The sequence below is a fragment of the Acinetobacter sp. PFS20 genome, assembly GCF_052261015.1.
Taxonomy (GTDB): domain Bacteria; phylum Pseudomonadota; class Gammaproteobacteria; order Pseudomonadales; family Moraxellaceae; genus Acinetobacter.
In genome coordinates this window covers 3,129,464-3,146,961 of record NZ_JBPVZE010000001.1, presented here as the reverse complement: position 1 = coordinate 3,146,961, position 17,498 = coordinate 3,129,464, and the positions used below count along the sequence as shown (strand labels likewise).

General features: G+C 35.9%; 19 protein-coding genes and 1 other RNA gene. 13 read left to right on the top strand and 7 right to left on the bottom strand.

Annotation, left to right across the window (positions count from 1 at the left end; translation table 11 throughout):
- The first annotated feature begins 7 nt into the window (after positions 1–7).
- From bamA to lpxA, 5 genes are read left to right on the top strand one after another with little or no spacing between them, the layout of a single operon-like run.
- On the top strand, positions 8–2,518 hold the full coding sequence (gene bamA, locus ACS125_RS14790) for an outer membrane protein assembly factor BamA (RefSeq protein ID WP_443272973.1): 2,511 nt from the start codon (positions 8–10) through the stop codon (positions 2,516–2,518).
- Positions 2,519–2,558: 40 nt separating this feature from the next.
- Entirely contained in the window at positions 2,559–3,059 is a 501-nt protein-coding gene (locus ACS125_RS14785; protein ID WP_004643108.1) for an OmpH family outer membrane protein, read from the top strand.
- A gap of 4 nt (positions 3,060–3,063) precedes the next feature.
- Positions 3,064–4,134 carry a UDP-3-O-(3-hydroxymyristoyl)glucosamine N-acyltransferase gene (gene lpxD, locus ACS125_RS14780; protein ID WP_049836884.1) on the top strand — a complete coding sequence of 357 codons (1,071 nt, stop codon included), beginning with the start codon at positions 3,064–3,066 and terminating at the stop codon, positions 4,132–4,134.
- 6 nt (positions 4,135–4,140) lie between these two features.
- Entirely contained in the window at positions 4,141–4,626 is a 486-nt protein-coding gene (gene fabZ / locus ACS125_RS14775; RefSeq protein ID WP_003652176.1) for a 3-hydroxyacyl-ACP dehydratase FabZ, read from the top strand.
- Positions 4,623–5,411, top strand: coding sequence for an acyl-ACP--UDP-N-acetylglucosamine O-acyltransferase (gene lpxA / locus ACS125_RS14770; RefSeq protein ID WP_003652175.1), 789 nt, complete (start codon positions 4,623–4,625; stop codon positions 5,409–5,411). The genes fabZ and lpxA overlap by 4 nt, the downstream gene beginning before the upstream one ends.
- 58 nt (positions 5,412–5,469) lie before the next feature.
- Here lpxA and ACS125_RS14765 read toward each other — a convergent pair whose 3' ends face one another.
- Positions 5,470–6,333 carry a YbgF trimerization domain-containing protein gene (locus tag ACS125_RS14765; RefSeq protein WP_111854123.1) on the bottom strand — a complete coding sequence of 288 codons (864 nt, stop codon included), beginning with the start codon at positions 6,331–6,333 and terminating at the stop codon, positions 5,470–5,472.
- Positions 6,334–6,646: 313 nt separating this feature from the next.
- Between ACS125_RS14765 and ffs the strand changes: the two genes are divergently transcribed.
- Positions 6,647–6,743, top strand: an RNA gene (gene ffs / locus ACS125_RS14760) — signal recognition particle sRNA small type.
- A gap of 14 nt (positions 6,744–6,757) precedes the next feature.
- Here the strand turns inward: ffs and ACS125_RS14755 are convergent.
- From ACS125_RS14755 to ACS125_RS14740, 4 genes are all read right to left on the bottom strand, one after another.
- Entirely contained in the window at positions 6,758–7,240 is a 483-nt protein-coding gene (locus tag ACS125_RS14755; RefSeq protein ID WP_192453971.1) for a regulatory protein RecX, read from the bottom strand.
- Positions 7,241–7,299: 59 nt separating this feature from the next.
- Positions 7,300–8,346: a recombinase RecA gene (recA, locus tag ACS125_RS14750; RefSeq protein WP_049836882.1), complete on the bottom strand. Its 1,047-nt coding sequence runs from the start codon at positions 8,344–8,346 to the stop codon at positions 7,300–7,302.
- Between the two features lie 145 nt (positions 8,347–8,491).
- Positions 8,492–8,920, bottom strand: a complete 429-nt coding sequence (locus tag ACS125_RS14745; protein WP_005306259.1) for an RNA-binding S4 domain-containing protein — start codon at positions 8,918–8,920, stop codon at positions 8,492–8,494.
- Positions 8,904–9,590: an HAD-IA family hydrolase gene (locus ACS125_RS14740; protein WP_443272968.1), complete on the bottom strand. Its 687-nt coding sequence runs from the start codon at positions 9,588–9,590 to the stop codon at positions 8,904–8,906. The genes ACS125_RS14745 and ACS125_RS14740 overlap by 17 nt, the downstream gene beginning before the upstream one ends.
- 401 nt (positions 9,591–9,991) lie before the next feature.
- Between ACS125_RS14740 and ACS125_RS14735 the strand changes: the two genes are divergently transcribed.
- A complete protein-coding gene (locus ACS125_RS14735) occupies positions 9,992–10,285 on the top strand; it encodes a hypothetical protein (RefSeq protein WP_004791883.1) in 294 nt (97 codons plus the stop codon).
- On the opposite strand, the gene ACS125_RS14730 is transcribed toward ACS125_RS14735, so the two are convergent.
- Together ACS125_RS14730 and gigD are read right to left on the bottom strand one after the other, a co-directional pair.
- Positions 10,267–10,806: a GNAT family N-acetyltransferase gene (locus ACS125_RS14730; RefSeq protein ID WP_443272966.1), complete on the bottom strand. Its 540-nt coding sequence runs from the start codon at positions 10,804–10,806 to the stop codon at positions 10,267–10,269. The genes ACS125_RS14735 and ACS125_RS14730 overlap by 19 nt on opposite strands.
- A gap of 29 nt (positions 10,807–10,835) precedes the next feature.
- On the bottom strand, positions 10,836–11,285 hold the full coding sequence (gene gigD / locus ACS125_RS14725; RefSeq protein WP_443272964.1) for an Lrp/AsnC family transcriptional regulator GigD: 450 nt from the start codon (positions 11,283–11,285) through the stop codon (positions 10,836–10,838).
- A gap of 147 nt (positions 11,286–11,432) precedes the next feature.
- On the opposite strand from gigD, the gene kynU reads away from it, so the two are divergent.
- From kynU to ACS125_RS14695, 6 genes are all read left to right on the top strand, one after another.
- Positions 11,433–12,683, top strand: a complete 1,251-nt coding sequence (gene kynU, locus ACS125_RS14720) for a kynureninase (RefSeq protein WP_443272962.1) — start codon at positions 11,433–11,435, stop codon at positions 12,681–12,683.
- 40 nt (positions 12,684–12,723) lie between these two features.
- Complete coding sequence (locus ACS125_RS14715) at positions 12,724–14,130, top strand: amino acid permease (RefSeq protein ID WP_443272960.1); 1,407 nt, start codon at positions 12,724–12,726, stop codon at positions 14,128–14,130.
- Between the two features lie 7 nt (positions 14,131–14,137).
- Positions 14,138–14,884, top strand: coding sequence for an alpha/beta hydrolase (locus tag ACS125_RS14710; RefSeq protein ID WP_443272958.1), 747 nt, complete (start codon positions 14,138–14,140; stop codon positions 14,882–14,884).
- A gap of 561 nt (positions 14,885–15,445) precedes the next feature.
- Positions 15,446–15,730, top strand: coding sequence for a DUF6527 family protein (locus ACS125_RS14705; RefSeq protein WP_004791894.1), 285 nt, complete (start codon positions 15,446–15,448; stop codon positions 15,728–15,730).
- A 193-nt stretch (positions 15,731–15,923) separates the two neighbouring features.
- Entirely contained in the window at positions 15,924–16,037 is a 114-nt protein-coding gene (locus tag ACS125_RS14700; protein ID WP_228128898.1) for a hypothetical protein, read from the top strand.
- A gap of 238 nt (positions 16,038–16,275) precedes the next feature.
- Complete coding sequence (locus ACS125_RS14695; RefSeq protein WP_443272955.1) at positions 16,276–17,460, top strand: S8 family peptidase; 1,185 nt, start codon at positions 16,276–16,278, stop codon at positions 17,458–17,460.
- Positions 17,461–17,498 lie beyond the last annotated feature (38 nt).

The following is a 17,498-nucleotide window of genomic DNA, read 5'->3' as shown; positions in this document are numbered from 1 at the left end:
AACTGGCATGCGGCACACACATTTTTTAATGCCTTTGGCACTTGTTAGCGCTATGGCAGCGGTACAACAAGCATATGCAGCTGATGATTTCGTCGTTCGAGATATTCGTGTAGATGGTTTGGTCCGTCTTACTCCTGCAAATGTTTCTACCATGTTGCCAATCAACAGTGGCGATCGCGTTAATGAACCGATGATCGCAGAAGCAATTCGAACATTGTATGCCACTGGACTTTTTGACGATATTAAAGCATCAAGAGACAACGATACTTTAGTTTTTAATGTCGTAGAGCGCCCAATTATTTCAAAACTTGAATTTAAGGGTAACAAACTTATTCCTAAGGAGGCTTTAGAGCAAGGTCTCAAAAAAATGGGCATTGCTGAAGGCGAAGTTTTTAAGAAGTCAGCTTTACAAACAATTGAAACTGAATTAGAGCAGCAATATACCCAGCAAGGCCGTTATGATGCTGATGTAACTGTTGATACTATAGCTCGTCCAAATAATCGTGTTGAACTTAAATTAAATTTTAATGAAGGTACTGCGGCTAAAGTTTTTAATATCAATATTATTGGTAATACTGTTTTTAAAGACAGTGAAATTAAACAAGCCTTTGCAGTTAAAGAAAGCGGTTGGGCTTCAATCGTAACTCGGAATGACCGTTATGCTAGAGAGAAAATGGCGGCGAGCCTTGAAGCTTTGCGTGCGATGTATCTGAATAAGGGTTATATCAATTTTCATATCAATAACTCACAGCTTAATATTAGTGAAGATAAGAAGAACATCTTTATTGAAGTTGCTGTAGAGGAAGGTAGTCAATTTAAATTTGGACAAACCAAATTTTTAGGTGATGCACTTTATAAACCTGAAGAGTTACAAGCTTTAAAAATCTATAAAGATGGTGACACTTATTCGCAAGAAAAAGTAAATGCCGTTAAGCAATTATTATTGCGTAAATACGGTAATGCTGGTTATTACTTTGCAGATGTGAATATTGTTCCACAAATTAATAATGATACAGGTGTTGTTGACTTAAATTACTATGTAAATCCAGGTCAGCAAGTTACTGTGCGTCGTATTAATTTTACAGGTAACAGTAAAACTGCCGATGAAGTATTACGTCGTGAAATGCGTCAAATGGAAGGCGCTTTGGCGAGTAATGAAAAAATCGATTTATCGAAGGTTCGTTTAGAGCGTACAGGATTCTTCAAGACTGTTGATATTAAACCAGCTCGTATTCCAAACTCACCAGATCAGGTGGATTTAAACGTAAATGTTGAAGAACAGCACTCGGGAACTACAACATTAGCGGTAGGTTACTCACAAAGTGGTGGTATCACATTCCAGGCAGGTTTGAGCCAAACTAACTTTATGGGAACGGGTAACCGTGTTGCGATCGATTTATCTCGTTCTGAAACTCAAGATTACTATAACTTAAGTGTTACCGACCCTTACTTTACAATTGATGGGGTGAGCCGAGGTTATAACGTTTACTATCGTAAAACAAAGCTAAATGATGATTATAACGTTAATAACTACGTTACCGATAGTTTCGGTGGTAGTTTAAGTTTTGGTTATCCAATTGATGAAAATCAAAGTTTAAGTGCTTCAGTCGGTATTGATAATACTAAAGTAACCACAGGTGCCTTTGTTTCTACCTATGTTCGTGACTACTTGAAGGCAAACGGTGGTAAGGCAACAGGTAAGGGGTCATATTGCCCAACAGATGCTGCTGGTAATTCACAGTATGATACTGAGGCAGGTAAATGTAAGGTTACAGAAGTAACTTATGATAATGCGTTTGAAGGTGAGTTCTTTACCTATAACCTGAATTTAGGTTGGTCATATAACACATTAAATAGACCAATTTTCCCAACTTCAGGTATGTCACATCGTGTTGGCCTTGAAATTGGTTTGCCGGGTAGTGATGTTGAATACCAAAAAGCAACTTATGATGCTCAGGCATTTTTCCCTATTGGTACTACAGGCTTTGTACTTCGTGGCTATGGTAAGTTGGGCTATGGTAATGATTTGCCGTTCTATAAAAACTTCTATGCAGGTGGTTATGGTTCTGTGCGTGGCTATGATAACAGTACCTTGGGTCCGAAATATTCAAGTGTAAATTTACAAGAAGAAGGTAAAAATGACTCTTCTCCAGAGGAAGTAGGTGGTAACGCTCTTGTACAATTTGGTACTGAGCTAGCTTTACCATTACCTTTCAAAGGAGATTGGACCCGTCAAGTACGTCCAGTTTTATTTGCTGAAGGCGGTCAAGTATTTGATACCAAGTGTGACACTGGTTCTTATTCTATGATTATGAATGGTCAGCAAATTGCGGATGCTAAAAAATACTGTGAAGATAACTATGGTTTCGACTTAGGCAATATGCGTTATAGCGTAGGTGTTGGCTTCACATGGATTACCATGATTGGACCATTATCTCTTAGCTATGCATTCCCTCTAAATGATAAGCCTGGTGATGAAACCAAAGAGATTCAGTTCGAAATCGGTCGTACTTTCTAAGTACGACTTGACTAAACATGAAATAAGGACACAAACTTAAATGAAAAAATTAAATATATTAATGTTAGGACTAGGTCTGACAGTTTCTGCTATGACTAATGCTGCTGGTTATGGTGTTATTGATCTTGCTAAAGTTGTTGAAAGTAGTGCTTATTTGAAACAACAAAACGCAAGTTTAAATCAATCGGTTAAGCCAACTACAACTCGTCTTGAGCAGTTGGGTAAAGAATTAGAAGGTCTTCAACGTCAAGCCCAAACTCAAGGGCAAAAAATGAAAGAAGATGACATTAAAAAGCTTCAGGCGCAATATCAAACAAAACTCAATGAATTTAATTCTACTCAACAAGGTTTGCAGTCTAAAGTTCAAACTAGTTTGCAAGGAATGAACTCAACTTTTGAGACTCGTGTGAAGCAAGCAGCTGAACAATTACGAAAAGAAAATAATCTTGACTTCATTTTGAATAAAAATTCAACTGTTGCCTATGACGCTAAATATGATTTAACTGATAAAATGATACAAAAGGTTAATTCAATGAAATAAATTAATGAAAGTGCAACATTATCGTTTAGATGAACTAGCTCACCTAGTAAATGGTGAGTTAGTAGGTACGGGTAGTCTTCAATTTATAAACTTAGCAAGTTTAGAAAATGCTGAAACTCATCAAATTGCTTTCGTGAATGGCGAAAAGTATATTGATCAAGCAAAGGCTAGCCGTGCGGGTGCGTACATTGTTACAAGCCTTATTAAAGAACAACTTCCTGACAAACAAAATTTTATTATTGTTGATAATCCATATTTAGCATTTGCCATACTTACGCATGTTTTCGATAAAAAAATCACATCGGTGGGTATAGAAAGTACTGCTCAAATTCATCCTTCTGCGATCATTTCTGAAACAGCATATATTGGTCATTACGTCGTCATTGGCGAAAATTGTGTAGTTGGTGATAACACAATTATTCAGTCTCATACTCGACTGGATGATAATGTGGAAGTTGGAAAAGATTGTTTTATTGATGCTCATGTCACTATTACTGGTGGGTCTAAATTATTTGATCGTGTGCGAGTTCATGCAAGCACTGTAATTGGTAGTGAAGGTTTCGGCTTTGCGCCATATCAAGGAAAGTGGCATCGTATTGCTCAATTGGGTTCAGTTGTTATTGGTAATGATGTTCGCATTGGTTCAAATTGTAGTATTGATCGAGGTGCACTCGACAACACCATTTTGGAAGATGGGGTAATTATTGATAACCTTGTGCAAATCGCACATAACGTTCATATTGGTTCAAATACAGCTATCGCTGCTAAATGCGGAATTGCTGGTAGTGTTAAAATTGGCAAAAACTGTATTCTAGCTGGGGCTTGCGGTGTATCAGGCCACCTTTCTATTACCGATAATGTGACTTTGACCGGAATGTCAATGGTCACAAAAAATATTTCTGAACCTGGTACTTACTCTTCGGGAATTGGATTATTTGAAAATAGCCATTGGAAAAAGACAATTGTACGCTTGCGACAATTAGCAGATGTGCCATTGACCCAAATCACTAAACGACTTGATCATATACAAGCTCAAATAGAGTCTCTTGAATCAACCTTTAATTTGCGTAAATAGAATATTATGACCGAGTCAACTACACCTAAATTTGCCATCCCTGAATTACCAATGCAGATTCAAACGATTCGTCAATATTTGCCGCATCGTTATCCTTTCTTATTGGTTGATCGTGTGACTGAAGTTACTGACAATAGTATTGTTGGTTATAAAAATGTTTCTATCAATGAAGAGTTCCTACAGGGACATTTCCCAGAATATCCAATTATGCCTGGTGTTCTAATTGTTGAAGCATTAGCTCAAGTTTCAGGTGTTCTAGGGTTTATTATGAACAATGAAACGCCAAAACCTGGTTCTTTATTCCTTTTTGCTGGTGCGGAAAGAGTTAGATTTAAAAAACAAGTAGTTGCTGGTGACCAACTTGTATTAAAATCTGAATTAGTAATGCAAAAACGCGGTATCTACAAATATAATTGTACGGCTACCGTGGATGGTATTGTAGCAACAACCGCTGAAATTATGATTTCACACCAAAAAACAGAGCAGGCATGAGCAATCACGACTTAATTCATTCTACGGCCATTATTGATCCATCTGCAGTGATTGCTCCAGATGTCCAGATAGGACCTTATTGCGTTATCGGTCCAAATGTGACGATTGGTGCGGGTACTAAACTTCATTCTCATGTAGTAGTGGGTGGTTTTACCAAAATTGGTCAAAATAATGAGATTTTCCAGTTCGCAAGTGTTGGTGAGGTTTGCCAAGATTTGAAATATCAAGGTGAAGAAACCTGGTTAGAGATTGGTGATCATAATTTAATTCGTGAACATTGCAGTTTACATAGAGGAACTGTGCAAGATAATGCTTTAACTAAAATAGGAAGTCATAACCTATTGATGGTTAATACACATATTGCACATGATTGTATTGTTGGTGATCACAATATCTTCGCGAATAACGTTGGTGTTGCTGGGCACGTACACATAGGTGATCACATCATTATTGGTGGTAATTCTGGTATTCATCAATTCTGTAAAATTGATTCTTACAGTATGGTGGGTGGAGCATCACTAATTTTAAAAGATGTGCCAGCTTACGTTATGGCTTCTGGTAACCCGGCTCATGCATTCGGTATTAATATCGAAGGAATGCGTAGAAAGGGTTGGTCCAAGAATACAATTCAAGGTCTCAGAGAGGCTTATAAATTAATTTTTAAATCAGGTCTTACTTCTGTTCAAGCTGTTGAGCAGATTAAAAATGATATTCTTCCGAATGTTCCTGAAGCTCAATTACTAATTGACTCTGTTGAACAGTCAGAACGTGGTATTGTGCGTTAAGAAAATATATTAAAAAAAAGACACTGCATTTTGCAGTGTCTTTTTTTTCTTAAAATTATTATTTATTAAAAAATTTGGCTTCTTCAGATTTTGGATACTGACTTAAAATTTTAGTTTTATATTGGTTTGCTGAAGCTGTATTTTTATCGACATCTTTAGCAATGCTATAGAGTTGATAAAGGGCGCGAGGAGCTTTACTCGAATTTGGATATCGAGTTGCTACTACATTGTAGTTCTTTTTAGCTTCATTATAATTCACCGGATCAGTTGCTAAATTAAACTCAGCTAACCAAAAATAGGCATTCCCAGTATAGACGCTATTAGGATGATTTTTGATAAAGTTCTGCATTGGAGCAATCGCTTTTTTTGCGCCACCTTGCTTATAGGCATCTAAAGCGACAGTGTAAGCTGCCTTTTCAAGCTCTATAGGGTTTGATTGGTTTTGTGAAGGTGGTTGAGAGGCTTCTGGTTGTGGTGGAGGAGTAGTGGAAGGGGTACTTGTTGGAGCAGCGTTCACTACTTTATTTTCAACTGCAGGAGTTTCTGTGCTTGCCGTAGCAGGCGTATCACTGTTCGCTGGATTATCTGATTGTGCACTTTCAGGATCAACTTTCTGATTAAGGAGTTCTAGGCGTTGATCTAGGTCTGTGTAGCGATTAGATAGATCTTTTTTCAATTGTTCAATATCATTTGATTGTTCTTCTAACTGCCCACGTAGGGTACGTATATCATTTTCTAATTGTTGATTTTTTTGCATTAATTCCCAGTTTAAATTACTAGGTACCGAAACATTATTAGAAGAAGAATTAGTTGCGCTACCACCGCTTTGGCTTAAACCGCGAGACTCAATTGGAATGTTGGCATAGAGAGAGGTAGTGCTCATTAAGGCAATAAATAAGAAAGAATGCTTCATCAATCGCATGAGTATAGGTCCATAATTTTATGTAAAAGCCAACTTAAAAAAGGAATATATAAACTATTCACTTAACTATCTAAGATTTTAATTGGTCAATGCAATTAAAACAGCTAACAATATAAATGCAAGAATAGTTTACAATCTTCAAGCATATTTTATCCAAAATTAGATACAAGAAAGAATATAGGGGAGAGAAGTATAGGAATTTAAGGCTTTTTGCTGATGAATTAATCAATTGAAACATAAACTTGCTTAAAACTGTGAAGAAGGCTTGCAACTATTTTAAAAATCTCTATACTCTGTTTTGCAATGGTAGCCCCGCTGGTGGCTTCGCAATTGTACTCTGTGAACCCCGCCAGGACCGGAAGGTAGCAACGGTAGCAGATCTATGATGTGCCGAAGTTTTGCTAGTGGGGCTGCCACCATTCTTTTAATCCACTCTCCGTTGGATTGCCTTCATAATTACATCTAAATCAAATCCTCTATATTGTAAGAACCTCATCTGTTTTGCTTTAAGTTTAGGATCTTTTTCTACTTCTTCACCAAATTTCTTCACTTTCAGTTGATAAGCCTGTTCTACCCAATCAATATTATGAATTTCATCAGCAATTAAATCATTTTCTATTTGTTTTGTTTTTAAAGCTTGTTTAATACGTTTTGGACCTTTGCCTTTACGTATCTGGCTAGCCAATGTTAATTCCGCAACGCGTTGATCACTTTGATAGTTTTGCTCAGATAATTCTTCAACAAGCTGCTTAACCTCTTCAGGGTTTTGTGCATAACGAGTTAGTTTTTCGGTAAGCTCTGCTTTGGAGTAATCTCGACGAGTCAATAAAGCAAAAGCATAAGAGCGTAAACGTTGACCTGTAAGCAAAGCTCTTTGTTGAGACTGTTCTTCAGTTCTTTTGAACATAGTATTAGGGTTCCCTTGTAAAAAAACGCCCCGAAGGGCGTTTTAAGGCTCATGAATAATTAAGATTCTAGTAGAAGATCAGCTTCTTCTTCATCTTCAACTTGAGCAGTATTAGTACCTGTTGTTAACAACTGTTCACGGATGTTACGTTCAATTTCTCCAGCCATCTGAGGGTTTTCTTCAAAGTGGCGAATAACATTGTTCTTACCTTGACCAATTTTATTACCTTGATATGAATACCAAGCACCTGCTTTTTGTACGATATCTTGTTGTACAGCTAAATCTACAAGTTCGCCTAGCTGGTTTGTGCCTTTACCATATAGGATTTGGAAAATAGCCTCTCTGAAAGGAGGAGCCATTTTGTTTTTAACCACTTTAACTCGGGTTTCAGAGCCAACGATTTCATCGCCTTCTTTTACTTGACCAATACGACGGATATCTAAACGTACAGAAGCGTAGAACTTCAATGCGTTACCACCAGTTGTAGTTTCTGGACTACCAAACATTACCCCAATCTTCATACGGATCTGGTTAATGAAGATAACCATACAGTTTGAACGTTTAGCATTACCCGTAATTTTACGAAGTGCCTGACTCATTAAACGAGCTTGCAAGCCCATATGAGAGTCACCCATCTCACCTTCAATTTCTGCTTTAGGAGTAAGTGCAGCGACTGAGTCGACAACGATTAAGTCAATTGCACCAGAACGAACGAGCATATCTGCAATTTCGAGTGCTTGTTCACCGTTATCAGGTTGCGATACAAGCAGGTTATCAATGTCTACACCAAGCTTACGTGCATATTGTGGATCTAATGCGTGCTCTGCATCGATAAAGGCACACGTACCACCAGTTTTTTGACATTGTGCAATTGCTTGTAGAGTCATTGTGGTTTTACCAGAAGATTCTGGACCATAAATCTCGACAATACGACCTTTTGGTAAACCGCCAATCCCCAATGCAATATCTAAAGTCAAAGAGCCTGTAGATACAGCTTCAACAGCTTGAACAGTGTTGTCACCGAGACGCATCACCGTATTTTTGCCAAATTGTTTCTCAATTTGACTTAGCGCGGCTTGTAATGCTTTGCTTTTATTCTCATCCATCTCAAAAACCTCAATACTCTATGTTCATCACGTTTAACCCAAGTGGATGCATTGAATCTCAACTTGTTTCACTAGGGTAATAGTGACAGATTTTTTCTATAGCTTCTATGTGTTGTATGTGTGTGTGCGACACAACTCGACGTTTTTATTCATCACCGTATGACCAATTTTGATCATTCTCCTGTTTAAACCGAATAATTTGACGACGATCCTTTTTACCCGGTCTATGGTCAGGTCGAGCTAGATTATGCAATTTTCGTTGGGATGCAATCAACTCCCGTCTAGCAATACTTACTTCGGTTTCTTCATAAAGTTGCTGTGCGATGGGAGCTGGACCACGTGTGTTCGAAAGAGCTTTTATCACAACAGTTTTCTTATCAAACCCTTGCTGAATAACAAGTTCCATTCCAACTCGAATTTCTTTGGAAACTTTTACACGCTCATTATTGTGATGTACTTTACCTCCTTCAATCGCTCCTTTAGCAATTGAACGAGTTTTAAAAAAACGAGCAACCCATAACCATTTGTCGACACGCATGGTCTCTACAGCATCGTTTTCAGGCAATTTTGACATCATTATCCTTTCTATCAATTTCATTCAATATAGACAGCAATTCTGTAAGCCGATCTAGTGCTTTAAATTCTAAATCTTGATGCTGTTTTATATCCTTTAGACTTGAGGGCTGTGAGATAGTAAACAAGTGTTGAATACCAAATTTTTCTGCCGTTTTTAATACGGGAGCCGTATCGTCAATAAAAATCGTTTCATCTGGATTGAATGGATGTAATCTTTGGAGTTCTTGCCAAAAATTGACGTCCTCTTTGGCATAACCTACTTGTTCACTTGATATGATGACATCAAAGAAATGTTCAATCGCAATATTATCGAGTTTTAAGCGTAAGCTCGCGCGGTCTGCATTAGTCACGAGCCAACACATGTATCCTTGCTCTTTAAGTTGTTGCAAAAGCTCAATGCAGCCAGAACGAGCTTGAATCTTAGATTGAAATTCTTGTTGTAATTTGAGTACATCAACGCCTACAGTTTTAGTCCAATAGGTTGATGAATACCAAACAAGCGTATGGCGATGTGATTGATAAAATTGATATAGCTTTTCTTTGCTCTTGGAGAGAGAAAGTTGATGTGTTTTTGCATGTCGTTCAGGAAGACATTCATTCCATATGAAATCATCAAAAGCGAGATCTAAGAGTGTTCCGTCCATGTCAAACATTATGATTTTAGACATTTTTTTAAATATCTCCAAAATCATTTATAGCAAAATTTTTAAGACACATTTACCATATATCCTTTTAAAATCATAAATTAAATAAACTTATAAATACTCAAACTAATTTAAAGCTACATCCCATAATTTTCTAAAATTTACATAGCTTCATAGGATGGATAGGAGAGATAAATGGTTTGAAATTATAACGCGGAATCTGGTAAAACAAAAAATAATAATGAGACAGTTTTAGTAGAAAACTCCTTCCTTAAATTAAAAATATTTAAAATTTATTTAAGGTTTTTAGCTCCTAAGATTAAATTTGCTTACATAGGATACGTATTGACAAACATTTTATAAATTGAAGGATACTTATTTAAAGTTATATTTAAAATTATTCCTATAAGAACTTAGAGAAAGCAATGAAAATTGGATTTATTGGTGGAACCAATGACGGTATCGTAATCAATGCTGCCGATGGCCTTGATACTTATAAACTTGAGTGGCACTACAAAGCAGAAAAACATTGTGAGTCACAACTTACCTTAGGGCTGAATGGACCTGAGTATGATTATTACAATTTATTAATTCTAAGAAAGAATAAAGAGGCTAAACTTTTTTACGTACTTACCACCATGGAAAAAGAAGAAATAGCAGATAAACTTAATGAATATTGGGAATGTTCGACCTCCGTCGGCTATGATTTTGATGAGTAAGCATTCGTGATTTCATATAGCACATGTTCTCTTAATTCGTGATGAAGAGGAACTTTAGGATGTTCGAAGTTTTTAACTTTGTGCATTCCAAGTCTTTTCATGACAGCTTGAGAGGGGGTATTAATCGTAGCGGTGAATGAAACGATTTTATCTAAATTCAGTATATTAAAACCATAATCTAAAACTGCTTTTGCACCTTCTGTTGCATAACCTCGTTTCCAAAATTCTTTTGTAAGCCGCCACCCAATTTCCACACATGGAGAAAAGTCAAATTGTTCAGGTTGGCTGTGTAGACCAATGAACCCGATAAATTGATGGGTTTCTTTTAATTCTACTGCCCAAAAGCCCCAACCTTTTTCTTGAATGAGAGATGAAATTTTTTGGATTAAATTAAGGCTTTCTTGGGGTGTTAAAAGATTTGGGAAAAATTGCATAACATCTTGATCTAAGCCCATTGTTATAAATGGCTCAAAATCACTTTCTTTCCACTGTCTTAAAATTAAACGTTTTGTTTCGATCATGAGATGGCTCTTTAATTGAAAATGAGGGGTCAAAGTGGTTTTTGCACAATCTTCTGTAAAATGATCTTGGAATTAATGCTGACTACACCTTTTATTTTATTTAAGGTATTAATAACGAAATGAGAAAAAGAACTCAAATCTTTGGTCGCAACGTGTAAAACATAATTAGATTCGCCAGTAATAATATATGCATTAATGACTTCATCAAAATTTTTGATCTGACTTAAAAAGAAGTTGTGATCATTTTCTGTTAGCTGAGCAAGTTTTATTTCGACGATTGCCTCAATTTTTATGCCTAGTTTTTCATAATTAACTTTCGCTTGATATTTTTCAATTACACCATTGCTTTCTAGAATTTTAACTCGCCGATGACAAGCTGAAGCCGAAAGGTTAACGAGATCGGCCAGTTCTTGGTTACTTAACCGACCATTATCTTGTAAATACTTCAAAATTTTTAGATCGATTGCATCTACATTCATTTTCGAATATCATCCAAGTTTTTTAATTTTAATTCGAATTTTATACGAAAATATCTAATTTTAATCAAATATTATCGAATAAATCGAAAGAATGAGCATGATAAAATTCAAAAACAAAGGAAATGTTGAAAATAGGTGAAATAACAAATGATTACTCACGAACAATGCCTCTATTGGGATCAGGAAGATGAACTCAAAAAGTTTAAAGATGAATTTGCACTGCCAAAAAACGTCATTTATTTAGATGGGAATTCTTTAGGTGCAAGACCAAAGAAATCATTAGAGGTTGCTCAGCATATTATTGCCAAAGAGTGGGGCGAGGACCTTATTAATAGTTGGAATAAAGCAGATTGGTGGGGCTTACCGACTAGACTCGGAGATAAAGTTGCGCAGCTTATCGGTGCCGAAAAAGGGGAAGTGGTTATTTCAGACTCAACGACCTTAAATTTATTTAAAGTTTTATCAGCAGCGGTAAAAATTCAAGCTGAAAAATTTCCGGAACGTAAAATTATTGTTGCAGAAAAAGATGCCTTCCCAACAGATATTTATATTATTGAAGGCTTTATCGACTTGATTAATCAAGGTTATCAAGTTGAGTTGATTGATGGTGCAGATGATCTATCTCGTGTTTTGGCAAAAGATGTGGCTGTCGTTGTTCTTTCTCATGTGAATTATCGGACTGGATATTTCTATGATATGGAATCTATTAATCAACAAATTCACGCTAAAGATGCTTTGATTATTTGGGATTTATGTCACTCGGTTGGTGCGGTGCCTATGGATCTTAATCAAAGCAATAGTGATTTTGCGATTGGTTGTACTTACAAATACTTAAACGGTGGCCCAGGTTCTCCAGCATTGTTATGGGTAAATCGAAAGCATCGTGATCAGTTCTGGCAACCTTTATCAGGCTGGTGGGGGCACAAAAAACCATTTGATATGGCTCAGCACTATGAACCAGCTAACAGTATTCGTCGTTATTTGTGTGGAACACAACCTATCATTTCGATGAGTCTAATCGAATGTGGTGTCGATATTTTCTTACAAGCTGATATGCAACAAATACGCGAGAAATCCCTCAAATTAACTGATTTGTTTATTCAACTTGTTCAACAAGAATGTCCTCAGTTTGGTTTTGAGCTGATTACACCTTTAAACCATCAATATCGTGGCAGTCATGTCAGTTATAGACATGAGTTTGGTTATGAAATTATTCAGGCGCTTATTGCTCGTGGTGTGATTGGGGATTATCGAGAGCCGGAAGTATTACGTTTTGGAATTACACCTTTATATCTAGGTTTTGAAGATATCTGGAATGCTGTACAGCAACTTAAGCAAATTATGCTGAATAATGAATGGAAAAATGAGCGTTATCTGGTACGTAGCGAAGTGACCTGATCGTTAAAGGTTAATATCAGAATAATGGCTAGGAGGGCCTATGAGCAGTTTTGATGAAATACAAAATCGAGAAGCGGGTTTACATAAGAAATTATCCGCAAAACAGATGGGAATGATTGCAATTGGTGGAGCGATTGGTACAGGGCTGTTCATGGGAAGCAAGTTTGCAATTAGCTTTGCTGGTCCCGCTGTCATCGTGAGTTATGCCATTGGTGGCTTAATCGCATTTGCTATTATGGCTTGTTTGGCTGAGATGACAGTTCAGCATCCTACGTCAGGCTCATTTGGAGCATATGCTGAGCATTATGTAAGTCCTCTTGCTGGGTTTTTAGTCCGTTATTGTTATTGGGCATGTATTGTATTAGCGGTCGGTACAGAAATTACAGCAGTTGCTGACTATATGAAATTATGGTTTCCAAGTGTAGGCTCTTGGGTCTGGATCGCTTTTTTCTCTCTGACTTTGCTTGTGGTTAATGCATATAGCGTTAAAGCTTTTGGATTGGTTGAATATTGGTTTTCGACAATAAAAGTCTTTGCAATTATTGTATTTATTCTTTTAGCAATTGGTATTTTGACTCAAAGTCATGGAGGAGCAGTTCAGGTTGTTTCTAATCTAACCGAGCATGGGGGCTTTTTTCCTCATGGTTTTAGTGGGGTCTGGATTGGAGTAATCATTTCAATATTTAGTTATTTAAGTATTGAAATGATCGCTGTTGCGGCTGGTGAGGCTAAAGATCCGGAAAGAGCAGTTAAGAAAGCTTTTAAAAGTACTGCAATTCGCTTAATTCTATTTTATTTACTGTCTTTATTTCTCATTGTGGCACTTGTTCCTTGGACAACTTTAATTGGAGCCGAGGCGACCAGCCCTTTTGTGATGGTAATGAAAATTGTAGGTATTCCATATGCGGACAGTATTTTAAATTTTATTGTAATTGTCGCGGCCTTATCAGCCATGAATAGTATGTTGTATATCTCGACACGTATGCTATTTAGTTTGTCACGCGCAGGTGATGCACCGAAATTATTTGGTCGCATTAGTCATAATGGCGTACCAATTAACGCATTGCTGTTGTCAGCAGTGGGTATTGGTATTGCGAGTATTGTTTATACGATTACCCCAGCTTCTGCTTTTCCGATCATGATTGCTTTATCTATGTTTGGTGCATTGTTCACTTGGGGCAGTATTTTTATTACCCATATGTTTTTTAGACGGAAAATGGCACAACAAGGCCAGCAATTAAAGTTTAAGGTTCCAGCAAGTCAGTTAATTTCATTCTTAGGATTAATCGCAATTTTAAGTATCACAGTCACCACATGGTTTACCAATGAGTTCAAGTCAACTTTACAATTTGGAGTCCCATTAGTTGTTGTGCTTACGGTTTTCTACTATTTAAAACGCTCGTCAGCCAAGCTTGCTTTAAATGCTCATGAAGAATCGTTGAAGTGAGAGACCTATGAGACTCTATGACAATGCTAGAACTGTGGCCAATGAACATGAGATATTGGCAGAATTTCAACGAACAAGTTTACAGAGCTACCAAGAATTTATTCATATTGCAGATATTCAATATGGGACGCACCCAAGGTCAACCTTAGATTTATTCCCATTAGAGCAAGCTAAAAAGACTGTTATTTTTATTCATGGCGGCTATTGGCAATGGTGTGATAAATCAGAGTTTGGATTCATCGTACCGTATGTTCTAGCAAAAGGAGCCCAGTGTGTTCTTTTAGAATATGATCTGGCACCACAAAGCAAAATTTCAGATATTGCTTCTCAAGTTAATCAAGCTCTCGATTTTATTCGAGAGCAAAACTGGCGAACCGATGAGATGGTTCTGGTTGGGCATTCAGCAGGGGCGCATCTGGTTGCTTTGTCATTAGGACATCCATTCATATCTGAGATGGTGTTGCTAAGTGGAATTTATGACTTAAGGCCTATACAAAGCACTCATTTAAATCATGCTCTCAATCTTTCAAGCGAAGATATCTTAAAATATAGTCCTATTCATCACAGTGATCAAATTACTATTCCATGTTCAATTTTCTGTGGTGAGCTTGAGCTCGAAGAGTTGAAATGGCAAAGCCAAAATTATTTTGAAATTAAAAAAGAGCAAGATCAGAATTTTGTTTCTTTTAAGCTTATTCCTAAAGTTAATCATTACTCTATTTTGGAACACTATTTTAAGTCTATATTAGTTTAAGCAGTCGAATTACAATATATGCAATGTGATTGTATGAGTAATTAATTTTATAGAAAGATAAAGTGTGAGATGAATCACATCTCAACCTATTTTTTTGTAGAAATTATTTATTGTTGTTGACCTAACAGTGGAACTTAATTAGATTAAAAAGATAGTGCTTTCTCACTAGACAATAAATTGTTTAGCTGTTGTTTAGTTGAGTTTTTAAGTCCGTAGCTTCCCAAGATGCGGACTTTTTTATTTTACTTTTAAAAACAATAAGATAAAGGGTGATGTAGCTATAATATCTATCCAAAGATTAATATGAATGAATAAGATATACCTGTGATAAATAAGAAATAAATTAGGATTTTCTTTTCATGATTTAACTTGAATTATCATTTAATAAATAGATTAATTAAAATATAAGCTTACTAATCATTCATGAGTTTGTCATATAGGCTCGATAAAATATAAGAAAATAAAAATTATAAAAATAATTAAATAATATATATAGCATTTGAAAGTAATTAATTTAGTCGGTTCTCATGAGTGGGTTTTTTTATTTATAAAGGAGCCTTTATGAAAGTACAATATTTTGAAGGTGACATGTATAAACATATGTGTCCAGGTTGCGGGTATCTTCACTATATTCCTGTACATTATCCTTTTTCTAATGGTAACCAGTGGACTTTTAATCATGATTTGGAAAAACCAACTTTTGATCAGCTCATAATTATGTATGGGCATTGTAATTACTTTATTAAAGGTGGTTTTATTGAATATAGTGTTAACTGTAGACATCATTTAGCAGGATGTACGGTTGAGTTGCCAGAACTAAAATTAAAAAATTATAGGTTTTATTAATTTTGGTATTTGTATTATATATTTAAAATTATTTAAAATTTTTATAATCGGTAAGTAATAAAGACTTTTTTAGTATATCTTTACATGTTTAATACTAAATACGTATAGTTAAAGAAATTGTAAATTTATTTTGGTTGAAGCTAGGATTGAAATTTGCAAAAATTTATATAATTCACTGTTTTATATTTTATTTATGGATATCTGGAAATTTTTAAGAAGTTTTAACACCATTGGAACATATCTCATTATTTCTACATTTATATTGTTTTTAATGATTATATATTTTTACATTATACATCCCAATTAATCTAAATTATCAATAGACTAAAATAATCTTCGATTTTTTAATTTATTTGAACTGGTTCTCACTTTTAATTGAAAAAGATAAGAGTATTGTATAGACCCAAGTTTTATGAAAATATAACTTGGTTATAATACATGGAGAATATAATAAAAATTCCTTTCTAAAAAATTTTAACCTCTAAATATAAAGACTGTATTGATCATAACAACGATGTCTGAAGTAAAAAATATGGAGATTCTTTATGAAATTTTGCCAAATATCGGCTGCTTTCTTATCAATGGCCGCCGTCAATCTAGTCCATGTCCATGCAGCACCTGCTACAACAAATTCTGTATTAAGCTCCTCTGAAGCAAAAGGAATTATTAAAAACCAATATATTGTTATTCTCAATAAGGATGTTGGCCCTTCTAATGATTTTGCACAAAGTATTGCTAAAGAACATGGGGGAAAAATATTACAGACTTACGATACTGTACTTAAGGGATTTGCAATTTATTTACCCGATGTTGCGGGTACTGCTTTTGTTGAAGCCATGAAAAAAAATCCCAAAGTTCTTTTAGTAGAAAATGACACAGTCATGAAAATTGATGCAACTACACAAAGCAATCCAGATTGGGGCTTAGACCGTATTGATCAGAAAACTTTACCTTTAGATTCAGCTTATTCATATTTGCAAACAGGCTCGGGCACAACAGCTTATATTGTTGATACGGGAATATTATCTACACATCAACAGTTCTCTGGGCGTGTATTAAGTGGCTATACCGCGATATCTGACGGAAATGGTACAACAGATTGTAATGGACATGGTACTCATGTAGCAGGAACAGTTGGTGGGAGTACGTATGGTGTTGCTAAAAACGTAAGTTTAGTACCAATACGAATTTTAGGATGTGATGGGTCTGGTGCTTCGAGTAACGTGATTGCAGGGTTAGATTGGATATTAAAAAATGGTAAAAAGCCAGCTGTGGTGAATATGTCTTTAGGCGGTGATGCGAACACATCCTTAGATAGCGCAGTAGAAAACTTATTTAATAACGGTTATGTGATGGTTGTCGCTGCAGGAAATTCTAATGCAGATGCCTGTAGCTCTTCTCCAGCAAGAGTGAGTAAAGCAATTACTGTCGCTGCTACAGATAATACTGATACACGAGCGAGTTATTCTAATTATGGAAGCTGCGTTGATATTTTTGCGCCGGGAAGCCAGATCAATTCTTCATGGATTGGAAGTAATACAGCAACTAAAGTTTTAAATGGAACTTCAATGGCTACTCCACATGTTGTTGGTGTTGTAGCTGAAATGTTGCAAAGTACACCTACAGCAACACCTCAGACCATCTCGACCAATCTTTTAAATCAAGCAAGTAGTAATGTGGTAAAAAATCCTTCTGGTAGCCCAAATCGGCTATTATATAAATCACCTTAATAAAGGAAGTTTTAAAATTGGAAAAGGTCCCGAAGGAC